Consider the following 21,322-nt stretch of genomic DNA (forward strand, 5'->3'; position numbering starts at 1 on the left):
ATTTCGTCGTGACGTTTTTCATATTCAGCTTCATTTCCCGGTAACAGGGTCATAACAAAAGCGACTTTTTCCATAATATTAACTCTGTAAAGTAAAACGCCAACCGCAAGGCAGGCGTTGTTAAGAAGATTGCTGGTTACTTAGCTAGTTTGTCTAAGTAGGTTTGCCAAGCTTTGTTTGTTGTTATTTCGCCTGCACCTTGCCATGCAAAGCCTGCTTTGTAATTTAGCTTTCCTGCGTCATCTGTTTTGGTAAACATCCAAATGTGACTTTCGTCTTTCACATCGGTAGGCATATGTTTAATGCTTTCAACTAACTTAGGGTCGAGTAGGGCACCTGTGCCTATACCTAAGTCGTCGATTTCTTCCCATGCTGAAATTCGGCCAGTGTCTTTGTTATAGAAAACTTTGGCCTTTTCATCGTGGGTAGCAACACCAATGGCAATGGGCAATGACGCTGGTTTACCGTCTAGGGTAAACGTGGAGTTTACTTCAAATAAATGTGTTCCAAGTGGCAAAGAAATAGTTTTCATTTCTTTAACTATCCCCAGTGGTGTATACCATTCGTATTCCAATTCAACTGCAAAGTTATTGCTACCGCTTTCTAACACTTTATAACTTTTATAACTGTGCGCAGTGTAGGGTTTACCGTCTAACCAAATTGCGGTGCCACCTACACCTCGACTAATGCCTGTGTGGTAAGGGTCATAACCTTCTCCATGATCTTCATGGTATGAAATGCCTTGAGTATGGGCTTTGTACCATTTGTCGATAATTGAGTAGTCTACTTTCTTAAGCCAAGCGTCAACTCCGCTTGAGTGACCTTTTAGAGGGGCTGCAGGGCCATAAACGCGAAAGGCTACTTTGTCGTTTTCCCAAGCAAAATCGTCTCGACGCTCAGGAACAAAACGACCGTATGCCATGACTTTTTCTTGGTTGTTTTGTGTTTGAAGGTTTGTGTAGGTTTCTGTGGAGGTCGCGGAACAGCCTACTAAGCCGGCGCTGGCAACAAGGGCTAAACATAAAGATCTTAACGGAAACTTGAGTTTGATTGTCATAATTTTATTCCTAAATACACATGTAGGGTTAAATAGGGAAAATGAGCAAGGAGCATCTTCACCTTGATCCAACTTTATAGTGAGCTAGATTACTCATTTTATTTTACTTGCTGTTATGATGTCATATAACTATGTGTGTTGCCAACTGAGCATATAATTTATTCTACAATTTTTATTTTTCTTACAGGGTGTTTATTCGTAGTGGGACTTTTGTGCTTTACAGCGACCTTATTAAACATACTGATTTTTATTTAGAGTACCTTTTCTTCTTATTTTTTTAAGAACCTTTCAATCCAGTGTTCCTGAAAGCGAAATCAAAATCATCATTATTAATCAGTCACACAACTCATTATTAATGTGGCAACGTGTAAATAGCTTGTTGGTATGTTAATTGTTTGTGATAAATATTATCTACATTTCTTTTTCGAACGGATTTCAAGGTTCTTAATTGCCCAATTTCAGTCATATTTTTATTTTTTGACTTGTTTTTTGGGGTTTTCATTAGTTATTTTAGCTACTTTTAGTTGGATTTATTACTTGATGTTAAAATATTTTTAATTATATTTTAAATTTAAACTTAATATAAAACAGTGGTTTACTTGTTGTCTGCGTGTAACATGTAATACATCTTGACTGAAAATGACTGAAAGTGCTTTATTCGTGATTTTTATTTTGTTATTCTTCTTAACGAATTATTTACTTTTGGTAGCTTAATACTCCAAGTCAATATACAAATTATTAAGTAGTCGACCCACAGAGGAAGAACACATGCACACAAAAAACACATTAAATAGAAATATATTTACAGCCAGCTCTGCTGCGTTGTTGTTAGCGGTTAGTGCTCCTAGCGTTATCGCTCAAGAAGTTAACTCTGCACTTGAAGCAAGAAAAGCCGCAGAGAATGTAGAAGTGATTGAAGTATCTGGCGTTCGTTCGTCATTAGAATCTGCACTACTAACTAAACGAAGTGCGGTTTCAATTGTTGATGCCATTTCTGCTACCGATATCGATGCGTTACCGGCACTTGATTTAGGTGAAGCATTACAAGCCCTGCCAGGGGTGCAATTAAACTCTGAATCTGAAGGTCGTCAATCGACTATCAGTTTACGTGGTTTAAGCAGTGGTTTTGTTAAAACCACTGCTTTTGGTCAGTCTTTTGCAACACCTACACCAGCGGGCGGTAATCGAGTTGGTGCACCTAACCCATTTTCATCTTTTGAATCGGGTATTTTTGATGGTGTAACCGTTGTTAAATCGCCTACAGCTGACCTACAAGAAGGTGGCTTAGCCGGTATTGTTGATAAAAAGCTACAACAAGCACTTTCGAAAAAAGACGGTTTAGCTACCATCAGTATCGGTGATCGTTACGAATCATTGGCTGAATCTCATAACCCAAATATTAAATTCTCTGGGGTTAAACACTTAATTGAAGATAAATTAGCGGTGGCCTTTAAGTTCAGCCATTCTGGTCAAGAATTTAGACGGGATACCTTTGATATTATCGATTACGTATACGCTGATAACGTTGCTGATGTTATGCCTAATCATCTAGGTAGAAACACCAATGAAGGGGTTCGTGTTAACAATGTTACGGAATACCGCGAAAAATGGGGGGTGCCTGCAGATGCCGAATTGCGTGTTCCTCAAAAGGCAAAAAATGTAACTCAGTACAGTGATGGTGACAGATCATCGTTCAGCGGTAACATTGAATACCGCGCAACAGATGACTTAAAGCTGGGTGCACATATTTTAATGTCAGAGCGTAACTTAGATGACGGTACAAAAGAAGTTACCAATTTTGAGACTGGCTTACACAGAACTAATGCAGGTAACGACTTCCATGACGTTCAAGTTAACTTAGATATGGACGTTTCACCATTTGCCTATACAGCCTTAACGGCAGATGGTAGCGGCGGCGAAGCGTATATTGCTCCAGCTCTTTCGTTCCAAAATGGTAAATTACAAAATGAAAACCGTAAAACTACCTTCCATGAAAAAACAACCGGTATCATTTTATATGCTGACTATATAGCCGATGATTGGGTTTATGATGCCAAAGTGACCTATTCTGAAGCTGAAAATGAATTTACTAATATTGGTGTGGGTTATAATCACCAAGGCAACAGAAACGCGTCACAAACCCCTAGCGGTTTTAATGGTTACATCAATACAGGTAGAGGTGACTTAGATGCAATTCGTGTTAGCGGTGCTTTAGATGTCCCTTATGTTTACGATAATATTTGGCCAGATACAGCTAGGCCGGTGACTGATAATGGTATGTCTGTGCTTCACGAAGCAAACCAAGGTCGACGTCTTTCGACCTATGTGAATGGCCGTACTCGTGACTTATTGTCTGACATGGGTAGTGCTGAGTTTAATGCTCAGCGTTATACCGAGTTTGGATTTGGTGATGGTTTACGTTTTGATTCGGTGAAGTTTGGCGGACGTTATCAGACTGAATCAATTGAAAGTATTGATAAAGTGCATGGTTTAGGTGGGGTAAACTTGAATAACCTAAACTCGTCTTTATTATCGAATAACCCATTATCAGCTCAACAAGCACCTTTCTTTAATGGCAATATTCCAGGTACGTTTGATGAAAACAGTGGCTGGGTTACTGTAGATAACGATGCAACTATTGCGGCACTACAAAGTGGTATTATTACTGATCGCAACGAAGTACCTTTAGGCTCGTTAGATGAATTACATTTTTCAACCACTATGAACCGCGCAGGTTTTTGGGATAGAGCTAGAAGACCTAGTGGTCAAGGCTGGTTTTTTGATTATAACTATGACGTTAAGCAAGAGATTACCGCGTTTTATGTAACGACTGATTTCTCTGGTGAACTGCCACTTGATATTACCTATACGGGTAACTTTGGTGTGCGTCAGGTTAAAACTGAAAATACCTTTGACGGTTTTCAAACTCAGACAGATGAATCTGGTACCACTACTTACTCACCGGTTAACTTTGTTGACAGTTACAATAATACCTTACCCATGGCCAACATTGCCTTTGAGTTAAGTGAAGATGTGATATTACGTGCGGCTTACTATGAAGGTATCGTAAGACCAAATGTTAACTCACAACGCCCCACACCTAGTTATCAAGCGGGCAATAACTCAGTATCGCTTAAAAAGCCAAATGCAACGTTAAAACCATATGAAGCAGATATGTATGATATTTCTTTAGAATGGTATAACCGCGAAGGTAGTGCGATCTCGATTGGTTTCTTTAAGAAAGAAATCAGTAACTTGTTTGGCCAAGACAATATTTACTGTCCTACTGACGGTTCAGACGCCATGGTTAATGATTTCATTGGTCAGGTTGAACTAGTGGGTGAAACTTGTCAGCAAGTTGAGCTATTTACTCCAGAGTTTTTGGGAGAAGAGGGCGAGATTCAACAAGAAGCAAGAAACCGTACTGTTAACATTGACAACCCAGTGAATAGTGATGAATTACTGGAAGTAGAAGGTTTTGAGCTTGCAATTCAGCAAAAACTAGACTTTTTACCATACCCTTGGAATGGTTTCGGTGGGGTGTTTAACTATACCAAAATCGATCAGAAGGGTGACGAAGGCCTATTATCACGAGTATCTCCAGAGTCATTTAACGTGATCACTTACTGGGAAAATGATGGTGTAAGTTTACGTTTTGCTTATAACTGGCGTGATGATCAAAAAACTGCTGGTGCGAATAGTTTCTTAGGCACAGGTACCAGAACCATTAAAGCGAAGGGACGTTTAGACTTTTCTGGTTCTTATGCTGTAACTAAAAATCTTAAGTTGTACGTTCAAGGTATTAACCTAACGGATGAAATTACTACTTCACATTATGGTTATACCGATGATGCGATACATCAGTTAAGTTACACAGGACGTATATACAAAGTTTCAGCTAGTTATAAGTTCTAACCTAGTTGTAAAAATAGGAAGTGCCGCATCACTTCCTAATTAAAAGCCTAGTGGTGAAGTTAGATGAATTATCATTTAATTAAGCCCTAGGTTTTTTGCTTTTAATCACATTCCAATAAAACAAAGAGAAGTATATGTTAATTCGTTTTGGTAAAACTGTTTTTGCCACAGTGTTTTTGCTAGCGAGTGGGCTAAGTGTTAGCTTGGCTACCCAAAATTCTGTTGCTCAAACATCAATTAAATCTATTGCCATCGATCATGTTTGGTCCGGTCATCGGATCAAACCATATTTGTTAACCCGTGGTAACAATCAATATGTGGCTTATTTTGATTCAAACCGACAAATGACAGTAGCTCATCGTACACTTGGCGCACCATGGCGTTATTACAAAGTAGATAGTTGGTTGGGCTGGGATAGCCACAATTATGTGACACTGGAGGTAGACTCTGAAGGGCATATTCATGTTATGGGCAATGTCCATGCTGACCCTATTGAATATTTCCGTACTAGTGAACCCCATCAAGTACGTTCGTTAAAACGTGTGGAGGTAATGGTAGATAAAAACATTGAACAACGTACGACTTACCCTATTTTTATGCTAAATAAGAATAATGAGTTATTGGTTAAGTACCGTGATGGTGGCAGTGGTAATGGCAACGAAATTTACAATATCTATGATACTAAAACCAAGACTTGGTCGCGTTTACATGAAAACCAGTTCTTAGACGGACAGGGTAAAATGAGTGGTTATTTTGAAGGTCCAGCTCTTGGGCCAGACGGTAATTTTCATTTAATTTGGGTATGGCGAAATACTCCTAATGCCGCGACCAATCATAGTTTGTCTTATGCTAAAAGCCCTGATCTAGTCAATTGGCAAGATTCTAGTGGTAAACCTTTAGCCTTACCTTTAACGCTGAAACATTCCGAAGTGGTGGATCCGGTTAAACCCGGTGAAGGCATGATCAATGGGAATGTCAAATTAGGCTTTGATGGTAAAAATAGACCTATGATCAGTTACCACAAGTACGATGAAAACGGTAATACGCAGATGTATTTAGCTCGACGCGAAGCCAAAGGATGGAATAGTGTTCAGATTAGTGATTGGAAAGGTTTTCGGTGGGAATTCGGTGGTGGTGGCTCTTTAGGCCGTTTCCCCATAAAACCCCACAATCCTAGCCTGATGGATAACGGCAATATTAGTGTCTTGGTCAGGAAAAATGCTCAAGTGTTGCGCTTTGTAGTTGAGCCAACTAAGTTAAAAACGATTAAGGTTGAACCTGCTGATTTATATCCTAAAGAGCTTGAGTTGGTTACTAAGACTTCTAACCAAAGTACGTTAACGTCTTCTGATTTACCCTTTGAGCATCAAGTTTTTGCTGGGAAAGGAAAGTCTAAAAAGGGAGGCAAGTATTACCTATCTTGGTATAGTCAGCCAGGTAATCGTGATAGAGCACATAGTGTAATTAGCCAACCGAGTGTGTTGTTATTACATGAAGTGGTGTCTCCATAGAAACGAGTTCGGATTATCTAAACTTGTCAAAAAATTAAACCTGTAGTGAGGCGCTATAATCGAATTAATTCGTAGTAATTTGCTCAGGTTTAATCTAAAATAATCATAATCAGTCATGTGGATTTAAAGGGAAAAGTAGCTGAGCAAGGTTATACTTGAATATTGTCTCGAGATATAACGTTTATGCAGCCACATCAAAAACGCTTTAAATACGCCGTTAAGTAAGAAAAATTATGTCAGTTAGTATTCATGAGCAGTCTTTAGTCATTGATATCGGTAAAACTCACGTTAAGTTACATGTATTAGATGCAAACTTTCACTCGGTATTTTCTAGACAAATGAAAAACCAAGTGGTGAGTGGCGGTATTTACCCTAGTGCTGATACAGATAAAATTTGGCATTGGTTGGTTGGGAATATAAAAGCAGCGGCTTTAGAATATTCAAATATTAGTGCTTTAACGATTACTACCCATGGCGCTACGGCAGCCGTAATAGATAGAAACTCCAGTAAAACAGACGGTTTAGTTTTGCCTGTCTTGGATTATGAGTATTCTACTTTATGCGAAAAATCAGAAAGTTATAAAGACGTTAGACCTTCCTTTAACGATACTTTTTCACCTGACTTACCCGTTGGACTAAATTTAGGTCGTCAGTTGTATTGGCTTAAAAACAGTTTTCCAGATGCGTTTTCACAAGCCACGGATGTTTTAATGTATCCACAATATTGGGCTTGGCGATTTACTGGTACGTTATTTTCTGAAATTACCTCTCTTGGCTGTCATACCGATCTTTGGTCTGTGCGAAATAACCAATATTCCAGTTTAGTTGATGCATTGCAATGTGAAGGTTTATTTCCTGAAATCAAACCTGCATGGGCTGACTGCGGAAAGTTAAAGCCTGCATTAGCGGATGAACTAGGATTGTCGCACGATTGTCATTTTTATAATGGTATTCATGATAGTAATGCTAGCTTTTTGCGTTACAGACTTGCCCACAAAAACACGCCGTTCACAGTGGTATCTACCGGGACTTGGACCATATTAATGGCTTCTCAAGTCTCTCTCGAAAGTCTAGATGAAACCAAAGATATGTTGGCTAATATCGATGCAATGGGAGAGCCAATTGCCTGTGCGCGCTTTATGGGAGGTCGTGAGTTTGAAGAAATATGCGAACAAGCGGGCTCTTGGTTAGGTGAACAGTTCGAAGAACGTGATATTCAAAAAATCATTGATCAAGAGGTTTTAGCTTTACCTGACTTTAGTCAAGGAAGTGGGCCGTTTGGTGGTAAACAAAATGCTTTTATTGGTTCTATTGACCAAGTTAGTGGTATTGCGTTAGCGACTTTATACTGTGCTCTTATGATCGACTATCAATTAGATAAGTTAGGGGCGCAAGGTAAAGTATTTATCGAAGGCGCATTTTTGAAAAATCCATTATTGTGTGCTGTTTTAAACCAATTAAGATCTGAGCAACAAGTATTTTTGTCTAAGGATTCAACCGGCACAGTTCAAGGAGCTGGGTATTTAACAAGTTGGGGCAAGGTAGATTGCCAAATTGATGCTAGTAAAGCTGGCATTGTGAACTTGGAGTCGTTAGTTGAATACCGTGACTTATGGCGTGCTCAAGCTGAAAATAACCAAAGGTAATAAAAATAAGATCCTATAGCGGGCGCTATAGGATCGCGTTAACCGTGTTTATTCGTCACCGACCGCTTCAACCACGATCACTTCAATGTCGTGTTTCTCAAAATATTTAATTAAGTCAGGATCGGCCTTGGAATCGGTTATCAGTATATCTACTTCCGACAAAGGACAGAATACAAAGTTACTTCGTTTTCCTAACTTTGAGCTGTCAGCCAAGATTACTAATTTTTCAGTTTGTTTTTTTAGTTTTTGCTCGGAACGAATGAGTAGGGGATCTGATTCCATCACACCAAATTCGCCAATGCCTGGTGTACCCATAAACATCATAGTGCCATGGAAATACTCACTGCTGTCTCTATCGTAAGAACTTAGAATAATCCCTTGCTCACGGTAAATTTCACCGCCAGGTAAAGTGACCTGAATATCGCTGTTTTCAGACAGGTAATTAGCCAATACAAATGAGTTAGTTAATACATTCAAATGTAAGTCAGTTAAATATTCACCCATCATGTAGGTTGAGCTACCACCATTGATAACAATAGAACCACCGTTAGTACAGAGTTCTGCAGCACATTTAGCAATTAATTTTTTAGTCTCAACACGTTTGGTTTTATCTACAATAAAAGCTGAACTAGCAATGTGCTTTTTCTTTGGAGCGCCATTGATAGATTCGGCACCACCACGAATTTTAGTGATTTCACCACGGGCTGACATTTTAGTAATGTCTCTACGTATTGTGGCTTCAGAAGCATTCAGCTTTTCTGTTAAGTCATGCACACTGGCAAACTGCTGTTGATCTAAAATGTCTTTTATTAATTGTTGTCTATGCTTTTCTAACATTGGTTGCTCATTTCCCTTGGTGATGCTGAGATTTTACAAGTGATTGATATTCTATCGATTAAAGGTATTTAATACAATTGAACGATAAATTCATTCGTCTATTATGACTTATTTTGACGTTTAATGAACATTTTTTTAACAATGTTGTTTTATTTAGTTAATGCCTGCCAAAACACATTCTTTTATCTAGATAATATATATAAAAAACAGTTCGTTATCTTCGCCACTTGTCAGATAAGTGTGATTAAACTAAGCAAATGAAAATATACTTTTCTACCTCTTGTATGCAATTTAATAGTTTAATATCAGCTAAATAGCTGATTGTTGTCTGATTCGGTAAACATTTACGCATTGATTTTTAACTTGTATGTTGTATTATAAGTGGTGTTTGAAGTAACAAATTTGATGCCTACATTTATCTTAGGTAAATAAAGAATTGCTGGCTCGGCAGTTAACATAAAAATAATACAAGGGTTTGTTTTGACGTTGGAAAGTAACAATCAAGCTAAAATCGCTGTTATTGGTGAATGTATGGTGGAGTTAAGCCAACAGCCAAACGGTCAATTTAGTATGGGATATGGTGGTGATACGCTTAATACCGCAGTTTATCTATCGCGTTGTGGCGAAAAGGCCGATTATTTTACTGTTTTGGGTGAAGATACCTACAGCCAGTCTATGTTACAACAATGGCAACAAGAAGGTGTGGGGACGGATCAAGTTAAAATATGCCAGGGCCAAATGCCAGGCTTATACATTATTAACAATGATGAGAACGGAGAACGTTACTTTAATTATTGGCGAGATACTGCCGCCGCGAAAACTTTAATACGTAACTACCCTGAAATTTTTAAACAACTTACTTCTTATCGTTTTATTTTTCTTAGTGGTATCACTTTATCTCTTTATGCAAAAGAAGACTTAGCACAGCTATTTAGTTTTCTCAGTCACTATCGAGCGTCAGGCGGAATTGTGGTGTTTGATAACAATTACCGTGAGCGCAATTGGGGCACACTTCAAAGAGCGTTACCTGTATTTGCAAAGATGATGCAACACACAGATATTGCCTTGTTAAGTTTTGATGATGAAAAAGAAATGTATGGTGAGCATACTCCTGAAGAGTGTATTCAGCGCTGGGTTAATTCAAGCGTCACTGAAGTGGTCCTTAAAAATGGTCAGCATGGTTGTCACCACTATATAAATGGTGAAACTAGTTTAATTCCACTACTTAAAGTAATGAAACCCGTAGATACCACCGCAGCAGGTGACTCCTTTAATGGCGGGTATTTAGCAGCAAAGTTAGCGAACAAAACGTCTAATCAATGTATTGCAGCAGGTCAAAATTGCGCGAGTACGGTGATTATGCATAAAGGCGCGATTATTGATCGCGCTATTGATCTTACCGGAGTAAACAGTCTTGAACTCGGAGTAAACCATCTTGAACCCGAAACATATGGCCATGTAACTGGAGCACAAAAAATATGAAGTTTAAACAGTTTATAAAAGTCTCTATTTTTAGCGTCTTGATTACTTTCTTAGCAGCTTGTACCGAGATAAAAAGTGATGTCACGTCTATTCGAATGGCACATACATTAGATACTCAGCACCCTGTCCATAAGGGACTGGAACATATGGATCAGGTCTTACAAAAGATTTCTGATGGCAAGATGAAACTCGTTATTTATCCATCAGGCCAACTTGGTTCAGAGCGGGAAATCATTGAGTTATTACAAATTGGCAGTATGGGTATGACCAAGGTGTCTGCTAGTTCTTTAGAAGCTTTCGTGCCACAAATGAAAGTGTTCAGTTTGCCATATTTGTTTAATGATCAAGCCCACTTCTGGAAAACCCTACAAGGAGAAGTAGGACAACGTTTGTTAGATGCAGGGACAGCCTATCGAGTTAAAGGCATGGGGTATTTTGATGCCGGTAGCAGAAGTTTTTACACCACAGGTAAAAAAGTCGAGCAACCGACTGATTTAAACGGGTTGAAAATTCGAGTGATGAATAGTCAATCTGCTGTGGAAATGGTGAACACAATAGGTGGAGCGGCTACCCCAGTCAGTTTTGGGGAGTTATACACTGCGCTTCAGCAAGGCATAGTGGCGGGTGCAGAAAACAATCCTCCTAGCTTCTTTTTCTCCAAACATTATGAAGTCAGTAAGTATTACTTATTAGATGAACATACCTCTATTCCCGATGTGATAATAATTGGCACCCATATATGGAATAGCTTGTCTGAGCAACAACAAGCTTGGTTAACCCAAGCCATGCATGAAGCTACAGAGTTTCAAAAGAAATTGTGGGCCGAGTCTACGGCTATGTCACTGGAAAAAGTGAAAGAAGCAGGTGTTACGGTTATGCAAGCTGATAAAGCATTGTTCCAACAAAAAGTTCAGCCTATATATGACGAGTTAAAAGGCAGTGAGTTAGAGCCTCTAATCAATGAAATTAAAGCACTGGGAGATAACCAATGAATAGTTTTACTTCCTTTGTGGAGCAAATAGATCGCGTATTGAGAGTGATGCTGGCCATTATGATGGCGTTATTAGTAATTGACGTGACTTGGCAGGTATTAACCCGTTTTATTTTGCCGCAACCTTCTTCTTTTACTGAAGAGGTAGCGCGCTTTTTATTGATATGGGTCAGCTTAATTGGTGGAGCTTACGCTTACAAATTACATAGTCATTTAGGTTTTGATTTATTTGTACGTAATTTAGCCATAAACAAAGCGATTGGTGTGTATCGCCTATGTTGTGTTTTGGTAGCAATATTTGCGGTATGGGTATTAATTATTGGTGGCGGTAATTTAGTGTCGTTAACCTGGCAACTAGGCCAACACTCACCTGTTTTAAACGTACCTATGGCAGCGGTGTATATTGCCATTCCATTTAGTGGCGCATTATTTTTAACCTACAGTGTCTACTTTTTCTTAATGGCTAAGCAATTAACCGAGCATGCCAGAACCCCTAATGACGAGCAGGAGAATGCCCATGACTAGTTTAATTCTGTTTGGCATATTTGCACTATTACTATTAATCAACTTACCGATTGCTTTAGCGATTATTTTCGCCACCTTAGTAACTATGTTGGCCACTATTGACACTTTGCCAGCGTTAACCACAATTGCTCAAAGGCTTGTAGCAGGTATTGATAGTTTTGCTTTGTTAGCTATTCCTTATTTTATCTTGTCAGGCTATTTGATGGGGCAGGGCGGAATCGCAGCCCGGTTGATCAATTTTGCTAAGGTATTAGTGGGTCGTTTACCTGGTGGTTTAGCCTTTGTAAACGTGATTTCTTGCGCCTTATTTGGTTCGATATCTGGTTCTGCTGTGGCGGCTACATCTGCCATTGGCGGGTTTATGATCCCAGCTATGAAAAAAGAAGGCTACGACAGACCTTTTAGCACGGCGGTAACGGTTACTGCAGCGACCACGGGTATGCTGATCCCACCAAGTAATATTTTAATTATTTATTCTTTAGCCAGTGGCGGCGTGTCTATTGCTGCGTTATTTATTGCTGGTTATATTCCGGGTATCTTGGTTACCTTGTTACTCATTATGGCCAGTGCAATATACGTAAAACGTAAAGGCATTAAACCTATTGCTGGTGATCAAATTGATCCCTTTATCCCTGCGTTTATTGGTGCGATACCCAGCCTATTATTAATTGTATTAATAATAGGAGGAATAATTGGTGGCTTCTTCACACCTACCGAAGCTGGTGCCATTGCTGTGCTGTATTCGCTAGTTTTGTCAGTGGGAATTTATCGTGAAATATCGGTTAAAGATTTGTATCCGGTTCTACTTAAGTCAGTGAATACCACCGCGATTGTGATGTTGCTGATTGGCGCATCATCGGCTATGTCTTGGTTAATGTCTTACGAGTCTATCCCACAGACGATTAGTCAAACGTTGTTAACCCTATCTGAAAATCCGTTGATTATTCTGCTAATTATCAACTTAACTTTATTGGTGATTGGTACCTTTATGGATATGACTCCAGCGGTACTTATATTTACACCTATCTTTTTGCCAGTGGCAGAAATGTTAGGTATTTCACCCCTTCATTTCGGGATCATGATGATCTTGAACTTGTCTATTGGCCTCTGTACCCCGCCAGTAGGTAGCGTGTTGTTTGTTGGATGTAGCATCGGCAAAGTCAATATTAGTGAAGTCATCAAACCCATACTACCATTGTATGCGGCCATGGTTCTTGCACTAATTTTGGTTACGGCGTTCCCGGCAATCAGTGAGTTTTTACCTCAACTTCTTGGTTTGATTTAAATAAAAGCAAAATAACTAAGTTGACATATTTTTAATTTTAAATAACGTGGAAATAGAAAATGCAAGAGTACCTTCTCAAACAATTCGGTTTAGATAATAAAGTCGCGATAGTGACCGGTGCAAGTCGAGGTTTAGGACAGGCTATGGCTATCGCATTGGGCGAAGCTGGCGCTAAAGTTGTCGCTGTGGGTTCTCGTATTGAAAGTGTCGAGAAAACGATGGAAATCCTTAAAGGCAAAAACATCGACTGTTTAGCTTTAGGCTGCGACCAAGCTAAAGGTGAAGAAATTAATGCCGTTATCGACGCGACGATTAAAACTTATGGGCAAATCGATATCTTAGTAAATAACGCTGGCACCATTAAACGTGCACCTGCTCATGAGTTTTCTGACGAAGATTGGAACGAAGTGATTAATGTAAACCTAAATGGTGTATTCAAGTTCTGCCGTGAAGCAGGTAAACATATGCTTAAGCAAGGTTCTGGAAAAATCATCAATGTGGCGTCTTTGTTAAGTTTTTCTGGTGGCATCACAGTACCAGCTTACGCTGCTAGTAAAGGTGGTGTGGCACAAATTACTAAAGCATTAGCAAATGAGTGGGCAAGTTCAAATATTCAAGTGAATGCTATTGCTCCAGGTTATTTTGAAACAGATAACACGGCTAATTTACGCAAAGACACAGAACGTTTTGACAGTATTACTGCACGTATTCCTTCTGGTGTTTGGGGTAAGCCTGAAGATTTAGCGGGCGCAGCGGTTTACTTATCTAGTCAAGCATCAAATTATGTCAATGGTCACGTCATGTTAGTTGACGGCGGCTGGATGGCTCGTTAATTAAAAGCTTATTGAGGAATAATTATGGATTTCATGTTTTCAGCGGATATTCGAAGCTATAAAAATATGCGTAACGACGAGTTACGTGAAGCTTTTACTACCGCGCCACTTTTCGAAGCTGGTGAGATTAAGTTAACGTACACCGATGTAGATCGCGGTGTGATTGCAGGCATTGTTCCGGCGAGTGCAGGAATCAAATTGCCAACTCATAAAGAACTTGCAGCTGATTATTTTTGTCAGCGTCGTGAAGCCGGTGTGATCAACATTGGTGGTGAAGGTAAGATCACAGTGGATGGTGAAACTTTCCCTATGTCGAATAAAGACAGCCTTTATATCGCCAAAGAAAGCCAAGAAGTAGAGTTCTTTTCTACTGACGCAGCTAATCCTGCGAAATTTTATTTGGTATCTTATCCAGCTCACCGTGTAACCAAGACGGTTCATGTGCCAAAAAGTAAGGCGCAAACAGTGGAACTAGGTTCACAGGAAACGTCCAACGAACGTACTATTTTCCAATCGATTCGTCCGGGTATTGTTGATAGCTGCCAGTTGGTAATGGGTATTACTGAATTGAAAAAAGGCAGTGTATGGAATACTAAACCGCCACACACACACTACAGACGTACCGAAATATACATGTATTTTGATTTGCCTGAAGAAGAAAGAGTGTTTCACCTAATGGGTGAACCTAAGGAAGTCAGACCGTTAGCGTTAGAGCCTGGGGTAGCAATAGCCTCTCCAAGTTGGTCTATTCATAGTGGCGTAGGCACGACTAACTATACGTTTGTTTGGGCTATGGGCGGTGAAAACCAAGAATTTGATGATATGGATCATCTTAAAATTTCAGACTTACGTTAATTTCCAATACCAACGTATTGGTTTACCTTTGTCCCTACATTACATAGGTAAAAAAAGTGATGAGGTAGATATTGTACCAACTCACAAATTAAAAAAGGCTTATCGATTGATAAGCCTTTTTTAATGCGCTGGTATAAGTCGGAGTTGAGGGAACCGGCGCTAGCTCTCTATTATTCTAAAGCAAGCTATTCCGAATACGATTAATCTAGCCTCTATGCTATTATTGGGCTTGTAATTAGTGCTAATTTAGTAAAATTAATTTGCTAAATAGTCGGTATTTTATATAGTTAGTTATTATTACTATTAAAATCATCAACTTGAATTGAAGCGGGTATTTAATGTTAAATTTTTTATCATTTTTACTGAAGTATACAACGCTCGTTCTGTTTCTATTTATAGCTCAAGCATCAGCTGTTGATACTGTGAAAATGCTTAGGTTATCTTCTGATTTAGATAAACGAACTTTACATAAGGAAGAGGTGATTGTTCGTGCGTTATCTATAAGTGAGCCTGAATTCGGTCCGTATAAATTCAATCCTATCTTGGGGAATATGACTCCTGGTAGAACCCTTAATTCGATGAGGGAAGGGGAATTGATTAATACTTATATTGGCCCTTCTAGAGAAAATATGGAGGAGTATGCCATACCGATTAAAGTCCCAATTAGAATGGGTCTTTTGAACTATCGATTGTTTTTAGTAAATAAATCAAACATGGCTAAATTTGACAAAGTAGAGTCTTTAGATGATTTAAATAAACTCGTTGCCGGCCTCCAAAATCACTGGGTAACAACCGATATATTTAAAAATTTAGATATGAATATGGTGACTGGCCATAATTTTGACGGTATGTTTCTTATGTTGCAAAAAAATAGATTTGATTATTTCCCACGGGCTATATATGAAATCTATGAAGAATTAGAAGAGCGAAAATTAGCCTTAGACAATATCACCATTGAGCCTCGACTTGCCCTTCACCTACCTATGCCCACTTATGTGTACGTGTCGAAAAATGCCCCTCAACTTGCTAAAAGAGTGGAATTTGGTTTAAGAAAAATGGTCAATAAGGGAGAAATTAAACGACTGCTTTATAAATATTATTCTGAAGAAATCCAAAAAGCCAACTTGCCTAAAAGAACCATTATTCATATGGATAACCCTTATTTTCTTGATAAAGAAGTATTAGAAGACTCATTACTGTGGATAAAGCACTAACTGACCACCTATTCTTTTTAAATATGTCTTAGCTTGTTAGTAGGTCGTCTGGCCTTTTTCAACTTGATCAACAACAGCTAATTTTTAAAGCGAGGGAATAATAAGGCATAAAAAAGGCTGATAAATCAGCCTTTTTTATTTCGATTGGTGGAGCTGGCGGGAGTTGAACCCGCGACACAAAATAACTAATACATTGATAAATAACAAAATTTTATTTCCTGTTTTTCAATTGTGTGACAGGTGTGTGATTTTGTTTTAATTCTTCCTGATATGATTCAATAAAGCTTCCGTAGTGCCTGTAAATCATTTCTGGTGATGAATGCCCCATCCAATTAGCCAACTGCCATATGTTCACGCCTTCTGATATATGCTTTGTAGCAAATGAATGCCGCATTTGATACGGGTACCGATAAGCAACACCAGCCTCTTTTAATATCCTGGTCCAACGATGCTTTCTAAATGAGTCTGGATTGACTCGGTTCAACTCCCCATTTCGGAACTGAACAGGCGACTTGTTGTTTTTAGAAAACACATAATCTCCCATCAAGTAAGATTTAGGCATTTGATCACGTATTGCTTTTAGCGCTTCAGAATTTAACGGAATAGTACGACGACCTGATTTACTTTTTGGCCCTTTCTCTATTCCATGCACAATAGCTGTTTTAACATTGATAACTTGATCGCTTAAATCAACATCACTCCATTTTAATGATGACCATTCAGAAGATCGTAAACCTGTATTAAATACCAACCGAACAATATTAATTTCATCATCCCGACAACACTTATAAATTTTTTCTATCTCTTTAGGTGAGAACGGTTGAACGTCTGTATGCTCGTCTTTTAAATTAACCTTGTTATCTTTCTTGGTGTAGTTAGAAAGTTTAACCGTATCAATTGGGTTTATTTCCAATACGCCATCGGTTACCGCTTCAGCAAGTGCTGATCGCAAATAACTAAACTTGTTGCGTAATGTCTTTGGACTATTTTTAGAATCATTAATAAACTGCTTTAACCTGGATGCTGTTAAATGGCGAACAGGTAAGTCGTGAAGCTCTGCAATAGAATTCTTTAGCTTTCTATAACCTTCTAATGTAGAAGGTGACAACCCGCGCTTTATTGCGGATTGCTGATAATCTTCTAGGTACGATTTAACTGTTTTATTAGCATCTACCGCTTTCCCGAATAACTTTAACTTTGAGCTATTAGGAAAATATTTTGCATATTGAAAAGTTTCTCTTTCAATTGCGCCTTTAATTTCACCTAGTAAATTACTGGCATAATTAATATTTTTACGGTTACCGGGTAATGATATCGATTCTCTACACTGCATACCCATGTAAGTAAAAGCGATCTGTATTGACTCGCCATTCTTTAACTGTCTTACAGTTACGCCGCGAGGGAGCTGCCGCCGTTTCTCACCCATCTTTCAACACCTTCTAGATCAATCCAACGTTCTTTACTTCCTTTGACTTTAAACCATTGCTGGCCTTCAACCCAAACACCGTTTTCAATTCTTTTGGTTACCGCGCACTTTGACTCGTTAAACTCAAGACAATAAGCGCTTATGGTTCTTACGTTCATTATGCTGCCTTACCGTGTCTTTTACTGAAACCTAATACTTTGTCTGCAATTGATCTAGCAAACTTCGCTTTTTCTATGTCGGCATACGAACCTAAGTGTAATGACTTTCCATTTATCCTAACGTTCGCATGATATCTATGTTGTTTTTCGTGATAGAACACCCCTGCAATCCCTGTCTTGTTATTTTTTAATAACTTTGTGTTTTTATTGTTTTCCTGACTGGTTACTGATCTTAAGTTACACCAACGATTATCAGAAGGGTTTCCATTAATGTGATCTACTAATTGCGGCTCTTCATTTGTCATTAATTTATATATGACTCGATGGACTGCAAACTTATCTCCATCTATATGACAAGAATAATAACCATCACTTCGTTTAGTGCCACAACCAGAACCAATTAAATCAACTCTGTTTGCATGATGCTTCCAAGTTAAATTTCCCGTTATAGGATCGTAATTTAAAACCTTTTTAAGCCTATCTTGAGACGGCAAAGGTTTAGGGTTGCTTACTCCGTACTTTAATTTACAACCTAGCTCTTGTTCTTTCATACTCCCACCTTAGCCTTTGGTCTTAATGTTATTTCCACATGACCGTACCGTTTAAACAGATATTCGATAGTCCAATTTGCAGGGCATAGTTTAGTTTCACAATAATTAGCTTTTTTGTATTTCTTGAGCGCTTTATTCATCTACTTACCCTCATTCAATTCTATAAAACAAATGCAAGCCGCCACTAGTCTTGTGCAGCTGTGTTCGTCTATTAAGCGTTCCCACTTTGGTATGTTGACATCATTCCAATCAGTCACAGCGCACATCAACTCATCAAAAATCTTTTCGATTATCGGGCCAGCATCATTCCAGTTGTTGCATGGGTTGTAATCTTTACCAGTATCGAGGTTAATTACTATGTTCCCGTCAACAGTCATATCAGCTTTTGTGTGGTTAAACCCCATCAACTCAGCACACCGTTTGTTAATATCAAACTCTGTATATGTCTTATTGTTTATGGTGTATGTCATCAGTCATTCCAATGTTTAGTTGATATACTGACTCGGTCACCATGTCTATGATGATTTTCCTTAACACAATCAGATAATGGCTTTAGTTTCTCATCAATACTATTTAATTTAGATTCAATATTTTTCAATGTTAAAAGTAATTCTTTGAAATATTTAATCATCACTCACTCCTTAGCTTTTTGGCTTGGTTGCGTAGGTCTTTTCTAGTATCAGTCATGTGACCAAAAATTAAACACCACCAATAGAACTGGTTTTTACCAAGCTTTCCTAAGTTTTGTTCCTTAACGTGAATGCCATTAATTTCTAACGCCACATCATTAACACCCTTAGCTTGCTGCTCTAGGTTGTGGGCTTCTATCCATGACTCCAATCCATCTGAATTTAATGGCTCAATAATTGGGCATCCATCTTCGTCACAGAAAAATAACTCAATATCTTCTAGTTTATTCTCTGCTTCTCGATATTGGTTTTGCGTTTCAGTTAAATCTCTTGTTAATTTAGCGTTTTTCTCGTCGCGTTCTTCTAGTGCGATTTCACAGCTTTTTAATAGAGTTCGCTTGTGGCCATAGGATATCTCTAATAGCCCTAAATTTTGCTTTAGTGCAGAGTTTTCTTTTTCAAGAAACGACTTTCTATTTAAGTCTGCAACAATGTCTTGTGAAAACATTGTGTGGCCGTCTTTGGTTATTATTCCTGATTGGCCTTCTTCGTATTTTGCAAAGTGTTGTTTGTCAGTCATTAGGCAACTCGCTTATTGAATCTACTTAAGGTATCTACTTTTTTTGATCTAAAGCTAGTAATAGCTCCGCACTCGATTCCGTCAGTGCAATAAAAATATTTAATAATGTAGTTACCAGCTGGATTTAAGTTTTTTGTCGTTGTTTTAGCTCCGCAATACGGGCATGGGTTTGGCTTTTCCATCACGCACCTACCTTAAATCAGGGAGCATATTTGGCATACTCCCTTTGCTATAAGCTTCTTCAATTTGTGGAAGCATGAAATTACTTACTGTTGAGCCATCTGGTAAAACGATGTTTGCCATAAACTCGTTTTCAAATACTGCTATTCCAGCCTCACAAGCTTCTAATTTAGCTTTTATTACTAATGACATAGCTCGCCATTTTTGCCTACAGGCTTGCTCCCATTCTTTAAAAGCGGCAGTTTCTGCTCTGGCCTTGCCAGTAGAGGTTTTGGTAAACTTTTTATCGTTTTTATCTGGCATGGGTAACAGGAATTTAATTTGCTTTCCTTTCATCCTAAATCCAACTAGTGCTTTATCAGTGTCCCATCCATACATAAATTGATCGGCACCATACTTTTGTAAAGTCCGTTCAATTTCAGCTCTGCTTTTTTCGGTGCTAACCGTTGTTTTATCTGCAAAAGTCATTAGTAAAGCTCCTCCATTACGCAGCCCTTAAATTGAATTGATTCATTAAAGTTTCACCATGGGAATAAAGTTCATCTCTTGAAACGTAATCAAACTTTTTACCTTTGTATGATTTATCAAAGATGGCTATTGCAGCGGCAAAGGCTGCACCAGATGGTTTTTGCTTGTCATTAGCCGGCTTAAACCAAGCTGGTGGATCGAAAGAAACTCTACCTCTAATAAAATGAACAGCGTCTGCTTCTTCTGGCCACCAAGTTTCTGAAGTTGCTGACTTGATTAAATATACAAACTTGCCCCCTAAATCACGCTCAGCCATTGTTTTACTTATCACATGGGCATACCTGTTATTGGCTTCATTCCGTCATCATATGAGGCGCGAGAGTAGGGTGGGTTTGCGTATGCCTTTCCACCTTCTAAATCTTCGGTCCACTCTTGAATAAGGGCGTTATCTTTTGCTGTGTAAAACTTCGGGCATTTAGAGTTTTCACCATCACTGAATAAATCTAAAACGAATGGGCCATATTGAGAATAAATACCCCAATACAATTCAGGTGGTGTTTGCCATTGATCGCCAATATCTTTTAGGTAATGACCTTCTTGCTGTTTAAATTCAGCTAACTTTTGTGCGTATGCGTTCATGCTGCATCCTTAATAAACTCTGTTTTTAACTTACTGTTCATTCGTTCAATACAGTGATTAGCTTTTGCCCAATGAGTCCTAGATAGTGAATCAACCAGGTCAAAAAACATGGGGTCTTTGGTTGTTTTTCTAAGCTTCCATGCACAGGCTTTTATTTCTTTACCGATACGTTCTTTATTTGCTCCGTACACTCTGTGCATGTGATAGCAAAGCAGTAATGTTTTTGTATCAAACCAGTTTTGGGCAATGCTTAAATCTGCTTGTTGATCTGACATTAGGCCACCTTATCCAAACTGATGTTACCGCTCACATCACTTTCAAGCTTTCGATAAGTTTTGTTTAAAGTTATGACTGCCCGATCAAAATTTTGCTGAGGGACACTAAACATCATGTAAGCCATTGAAGCTGCTACACCATCAATGAAATGAGCTTTTAAAGCCATGATAAGAGGCTCACTTTTAATGCGCGTTCCTTCTAAAACTTCATTGATTTTCTCGGCTGTTTCATGGCCTTGAACTAAAGTTATACTTGGGTTGTAAT

General features: G+C 38.6%; 22 protein-coding genes. 10 read left to right on the top strand and 12 right to left on the bottom strand.

Going from position 1 to position 21,322, the window contains the following annotated elements:
• Nucleotides 1-136 precede the first annotated feature (136 nt).
• A complete protein-coding gene (locus tag ACSHXM_RS14895; protein ID WP_435689805.1) occupies nt 137-1,057 on the bottom strand; it encodes a DUF4861 family protein in 921 nt (306 codons plus the stop codon).
• Between the two features lie 768 nt (nt 1,058-1,825).
• Between ACSHXM_RS14895 and ACSHXM_RS14900 the strand changes: the two genes are divergently transcribed.
• The 3 genes from ACSHXM_RS14900 (at nt 1,826) to ACSHXM_RS14910 (ending at nt 8,129) form a co-directional block, all read left to right on the top strand.
• Complete coding sequence (locus tag ACSHXM_RS14900; protein WP_435689807.1) at nt 1,826-4,972, top strand: TonB-dependent receptor; 3,147 nt, start codon at nt 1,826-1,828, stop codon at nt 4,970-4,972.
• 134 nt (nt 4,973-5,106) lie between these two features.
• Complete coding sequence (locus ACSHXM_RS14905; protein ID WP_435689809.1) at nt 5,107-6,483, top strand: BNR repeat-containing protein; 1,377 nt, start codon at nt 5,107-5,109, stop codon at nt 6,481-6,483.
• 233 nt (nt 6,484-6,716) lie between these two features.
• Nucleotides 6,717-8,129 (top strand): FGGY-family carbohydrate kinase, encoded by a 1,413-nt coding sequence (locus ACSHXM_RS14910; RefSeq protein ID WP_435689811.1) that lies wholly within the window; start codon nt 6,717-6,719, stop codon nt 8,127-8,129.
• 48 nt (nt 8,130-8,177) lie between these two features.
• On the opposite strand, the gene ACSHXM_RS14915 is transcribed toward ACSHXM_RS14910, so the two are convergent.
• Complete coding sequence (locus ACSHXM_RS14915) at nt 8,178-8,966, bottom strand: DeoR/GlpR family DNA-binding transcription regulator (RefSeq protein ID WP_435689813.1); 789 nt, start codon at nt 8,964-8,966, stop codon at nt 8,178-8,180.
• Between the two features lie 480 nt (nt 8,967-9,446).
• On the opposite strand from ACSHXM_RS14915, the gene ACSHXM_RS14920 reads away from it, so the two are divergent.
• From ACSHXM_RS14920 to ACSHXM_RS14950, 7 genes are all read left to right on the top strand, one after another.
• Complete coding sequence (locus ACSHXM_RS14920; RefSeq protein ID WP_435689815.1) at nt 9,447-10,448, top strand: sugar kinase; 1,002 nt, start codon at nt 9,447-9,449, stop codon at nt 10,446-10,448.
• Nucleotides 10,445-11,440, top strand: a complete 996-nt coding sequence (locus ACSHXM_RS14925; RefSeq protein WP_435689817.1) for a TRAP transporter substrate-binding protein — start codon at nt 10,445-10,447, stop codon at nt 11,438-11,440. Before ACSHXM_RS14920 ends, ACSHXM_RS14925 begins: the two co-directional genes overlap by 4 nt.
• Nucleotides 11,437-11,964, top strand: coding sequence for a TRAP transporter small permease (locus tag ACSHXM_RS14930; RefSeq protein ID WP_435689819.1), 528 nt, complete (start codon nt 11,437-11,439; stop codon nt 11,962-11,964). Before ACSHXM_RS14925 ends, ACSHXM_RS14930 begins: the two co-directional genes overlap by 4 nt.
• A complete protein-coding gene (locus ACSHXM_RS14935; protein ID WP_435689821.1) occupies nt 11,957-13,249 on the top strand; it encodes a TRAP transporter large permease in 1,293 nt (430 codons plus the stop codon). The genes ACSHXM_RS14930 and ACSHXM_RS14935 overlap by 8 nt, the downstream gene beginning before the upstream one ends.
• Before the next feature lie 59 nt (nt 13,250-13,308).
• On the top strand, nt 13,309-14,082 hold the full coding sequence (locus ACSHXM_RS14940; RefSeq protein ID WP_435689823.1) for a glucose 1-dehydrogenase: 774 nt from the start codon (nt 13,309-13,311) through the stop codon (nt 14,080-14,082).
• A 24-nt stretch (nt 14,083-14,106) separates the two neighbouring features.
• The gene (kduI, locus tag ACSHXM_RS14945; protein ID WP_435689825.1) at nt 14,107-14,937 is read left to right on the top strand and encodes a 5-dehydro-4-deoxy-D-glucuronate isomerase; all 831 of its coding nucleotides are present in this window, start codon (nt 14,107-14,109) and stop codon (nt 14,935-14,937) included.
• A 338-nt stretch (nt 14,938-15,275) separates the two neighbouring features.
• Nucleotides 15,276-16,151: a hypothetical protein gene (locus ACSHXM_RS14950; RefSeq protein ID WP_435689827.1), complete on the top strand. Its 876-nt coding sequence runs from the start codon at nt 15,276-15,278 to the stop codon at nt 16,149-16,151.
• Between the two features lie 211 nt (nt 16,152-16,362).
• Here the strand turns inward: ACSHXM_RS14950 and ACSHXM_RS14955 are convergent, their stop codons facing one another.
• The 10 genes from ACSHXM_RS14955 to ACSHXM_RS15000 form a co-directional block, all read right to left on the bottom strand.
• Nucleotides 16,363-17,577 carry a tyrosine-type recombinase/integrase gene (locus ACSHXM_RS14955; RefSeq protein ID WP_435689829.1) on the bottom strand — a complete coding sequence of 405 codons (1,215 nt, stop codon included), beginning with the start codon at nt 17,575-17,577 and terminating at the stop codon, nt 16,363-16,365.
• On the bottom strand, nt 17,541-17,735 hold the full coding sequence (locus ACSHXM_RS14960; RefSeq protein ID WP_435689831.1) for a hypothetical protein: 195 nt from the start codon (nt 17,733-17,735) through the stop codon (nt 17,541-17,543). The genes ACSHXM_RS14955 and ACSHXM_RS14960 overlap by 37 nt, the downstream gene beginning before the upstream one ends.
• A complete protein-coding gene (locus ACSHXM_RS14965; RefSeq protein ID WP_435689833.1) occupies nt 17,735-18,286 on the bottom strand; it encodes an HNH endonuclease in 552 nt (183 codons plus the stop codon). The genes ACSHXM_RS14960 and ACSHXM_RS14965 overlap by 1 nt, the downstream gene beginning before the upstream one ends.
• Before the next feature lie 140 nt (nt 18,287-18,426).
• Nucleotides 18,427-18,756 (bottom strand): phage protein NinX family protein, encoded by a 330-nt coding sequence (locus ACSHXM_RS14970; protein ID WP_435689835.1) that lies wholly within the window; start codon nt 18,754-18,756, stop codon nt 18,427-18,429.
• A 160-nt stretch (nt 18,757-18,916) separates the two neighbouring features.
• A complete protein-coding gene (locus ACSHXM_RS14975) occupies nt 18,917-19,495 on the bottom strand; it encodes a hypothetical protein (protein WP_435689837.1) in 579 nt (192 codons plus the stop codon).
• 189 nt (nt 19,496-19,684) lie between these two features.
• The gene (locus tag ACSHXM_RS14980; protein WP_435689839.1) at nt 19,685-20,143 is read right to left on the bottom strand and encodes a hypothetical protein; all 459 of its coding nucleotides are present in this window, start codon (nt 20,141-20,143) and stop codon (nt 19,685-19,687) included.
• A 16-nt stretch (nt 20,144-20,159) separates the two neighbouring features.
• Entirely contained in the window at nt 20,160-20,474 is a 315-nt protein-coding gene (locus tag ACSHXM_RS14985; RefSeq protein ID WP_435689841.1) for a DNA N-6-adenine-methyltransferase, read from the bottom strand.
• The gene (locus ACSHXM_RS14990) at nt 20,471-20,782 is read right to left on the bottom strand and encodes a DNA N-6-adenine-methyltransferase (protein WP_435689843.1); all 312 of its coding nucleotides are present in this window, start codon (nt 20,780-20,782) and stop codon (nt 20,471-20,473) included. Before ACSHXM_RS14990 ends, ACSHXM_RS14985 begins: the two co-directional genes overlap by 4 nt.
• A complete protein-coding gene (locus tag ACSHXM_RS14995; RefSeq protein ID WP_435689845.1) occupies nt 20,779-21,057 on the bottom strand; it encodes a hypothetical protein in 279 nt (92 codons plus the stop codon). Before ACSHXM_RS14995 ends, ACSHXM_RS14990 begins: the two co-directional genes overlap by 4 nt.
• Nucleotides 21,057-21,322: hypothetical protein (locus ACSHXM_RS15000; RefSeq protein ID WP_435689847.1), on the bottom strand; the 266-nt coding region annotated here is incomplete at its 5' end. The genes ACSHXM_RS14995 and ACSHXM_RS15000, both read right to left, overlap by 1 nt.

The organism is Paraglaciecola sp. (assembly GCF_051252315.1).
Classification (GTDB): domain Bacteria; phylum Pseudomonadota; class Gammaproteobacteria; order Enterobacterales; family Alteromonadaceae; genus Paraglaciecola.

What these genes read in the sequence shown, in the direction of transcription:
- ACSHXM_RS14895 (WP_435689805.1), bottom strand. Translation starts at nt 1,057, where the DNA reads ATGACAATCAAACTCAAGTTTCCGTTAAGATCTTTATGTTTAGCCCTT.
- ACSHXM_RS14900 (WP_435689807.1), top strand. Translation starts at nt 1,826, where the DNA reads ATGCACACAAAAAACACATTAAATAGAAATATATTTACAGCCAGCTCT.
- ACSHXM_RS14905 (WP_435689809.1), top strand. Translation starts at nt 5,107, where the DNA reads ATGTTAATTCGTTTTGGTAAAACTGTTTTTGCCACAGTGTTTTTGCTA.
- ACSHXM_RS14910 (WP_435689811.1), top strand. Translation starts at nt 6,717, where the DNA reads ATGTCAGTTAGTATTCATGAGCAGTCTTTAGTCATTGATATCGGTAAA.
- ACSHXM_RS14915 (WP_435689813.1), bottom strand. Translation starts at nt 8,966, where the DNA reads ATGTTAGAAAAGCATAGACAACAATTAATAAAAGACATTTTAGATCAA.
- ACSHXM_RS14925 (WP_435689817.1), top strand. Translation starts at nt 10,445, where the DNA reads ATGAAGTTTAAACAGTTTATAAAAGTCTCTATTTTTAGCGTCTTGATT.
- ACSHXM_RS14930 (WP_435689819.1), top strand. Translation starts at nt 11,437, where the DNA reads ATGAATAGTTTTACTTCCTTTGTGGAGCAAATAGATCGCGTATTGAGA.
- ACSHXM_RS14935 (WP_435689821.1), top strand. Translation starts at nt 11,957, where the DNA reads ATGACTAGTTTAATTCTGTTTGGCATATTTGCACTATTACTATTAATC.
- ACSHXM_RS14940 (WP_435689823.1), top strand. Translation starts at nt 13,309, where the DNA reads ATGCAAGAGTACCTTCTCAAACAATTCGGTTTAGATAATAAAGTCGCG.
- kduI (WP_435689825.1), top strand. Translation starts at nt 14,107, where the DNA reads ATGGATTTCATGTTTTCAGCGGATATTCGAAGCTATAAAAATATGCGT.
- ACSHXM_RS14950 (WP_435689827.1), top strand. Translation starts at nt 15,276, where the DNA reads ATGTTAAATTTTTTATCATTTTTACTGAAGTATACAACGCTCGTTCTG.
- ACSHXM_RS14955 (WP_435689829.1), bottom strand. Translation starts at nt 17,577, where the DNA reads ATGGGTGAGAAACGGCGGCAGCTCCCTCGCGGCGTAACTGTAAGACAG.
- ACSHXM_RS14960 (WP_435689831.1), bottom strand. Translation starts at nt 17,735, where the DNA reads ATGAACGTAAGAACCATAAGCGCTTATTGTCTTGAGTTTAACGAGTCA.
- ACSHXM_RS14965 (WP_435689833.1), bottom strand. Translation starts at nt 18,286, where the DNA reads ATGAAAGAACAAGAGCTAGGTTGTAAATTAAAGTACGGAGTAAGCAAC.
- ACSHXM_RS14970 (WP_435689835.1), bottom strand. Translation starts at nt 18,756, where the DNA reads ATGACATACACCATAAACAATAAGACATATACAGAGTTTGATATTAAC.
- ACSHXM_RS14975 (WP_435689837.1), bottom strand. Translation starts at nt 19,495, where the DNA reads ATGACTGACAAACAACACTTTGCAAAATACGAAGAAGGCCAATCAGGA.
- ACSHXM_RS14980 (WP_435689839.1), bottom strand. Translation starts at nt 20,143, where the DNA reads ATGACTTTTGCAGATAAAACAACGGTTAGCACCGAAAAAAGCAGAGCT.
- ACSHXM_RS14990 (WP_435689843.1), bottom strand. Translation starts at nt 20,782, where the DNA reads ATGAACGCATACGCACAAAAGTTAGCTGAATTTAAACAGCAAGAAGGT.
- ACSHXM_RS14995 (WP_435689845.1), bottom strand. Translation starts at nt 21,057, where the DNA reads ATGTCAGATCAACAAGCAGATTTAAGCATTGCCCAAAACTGGTTTGAT.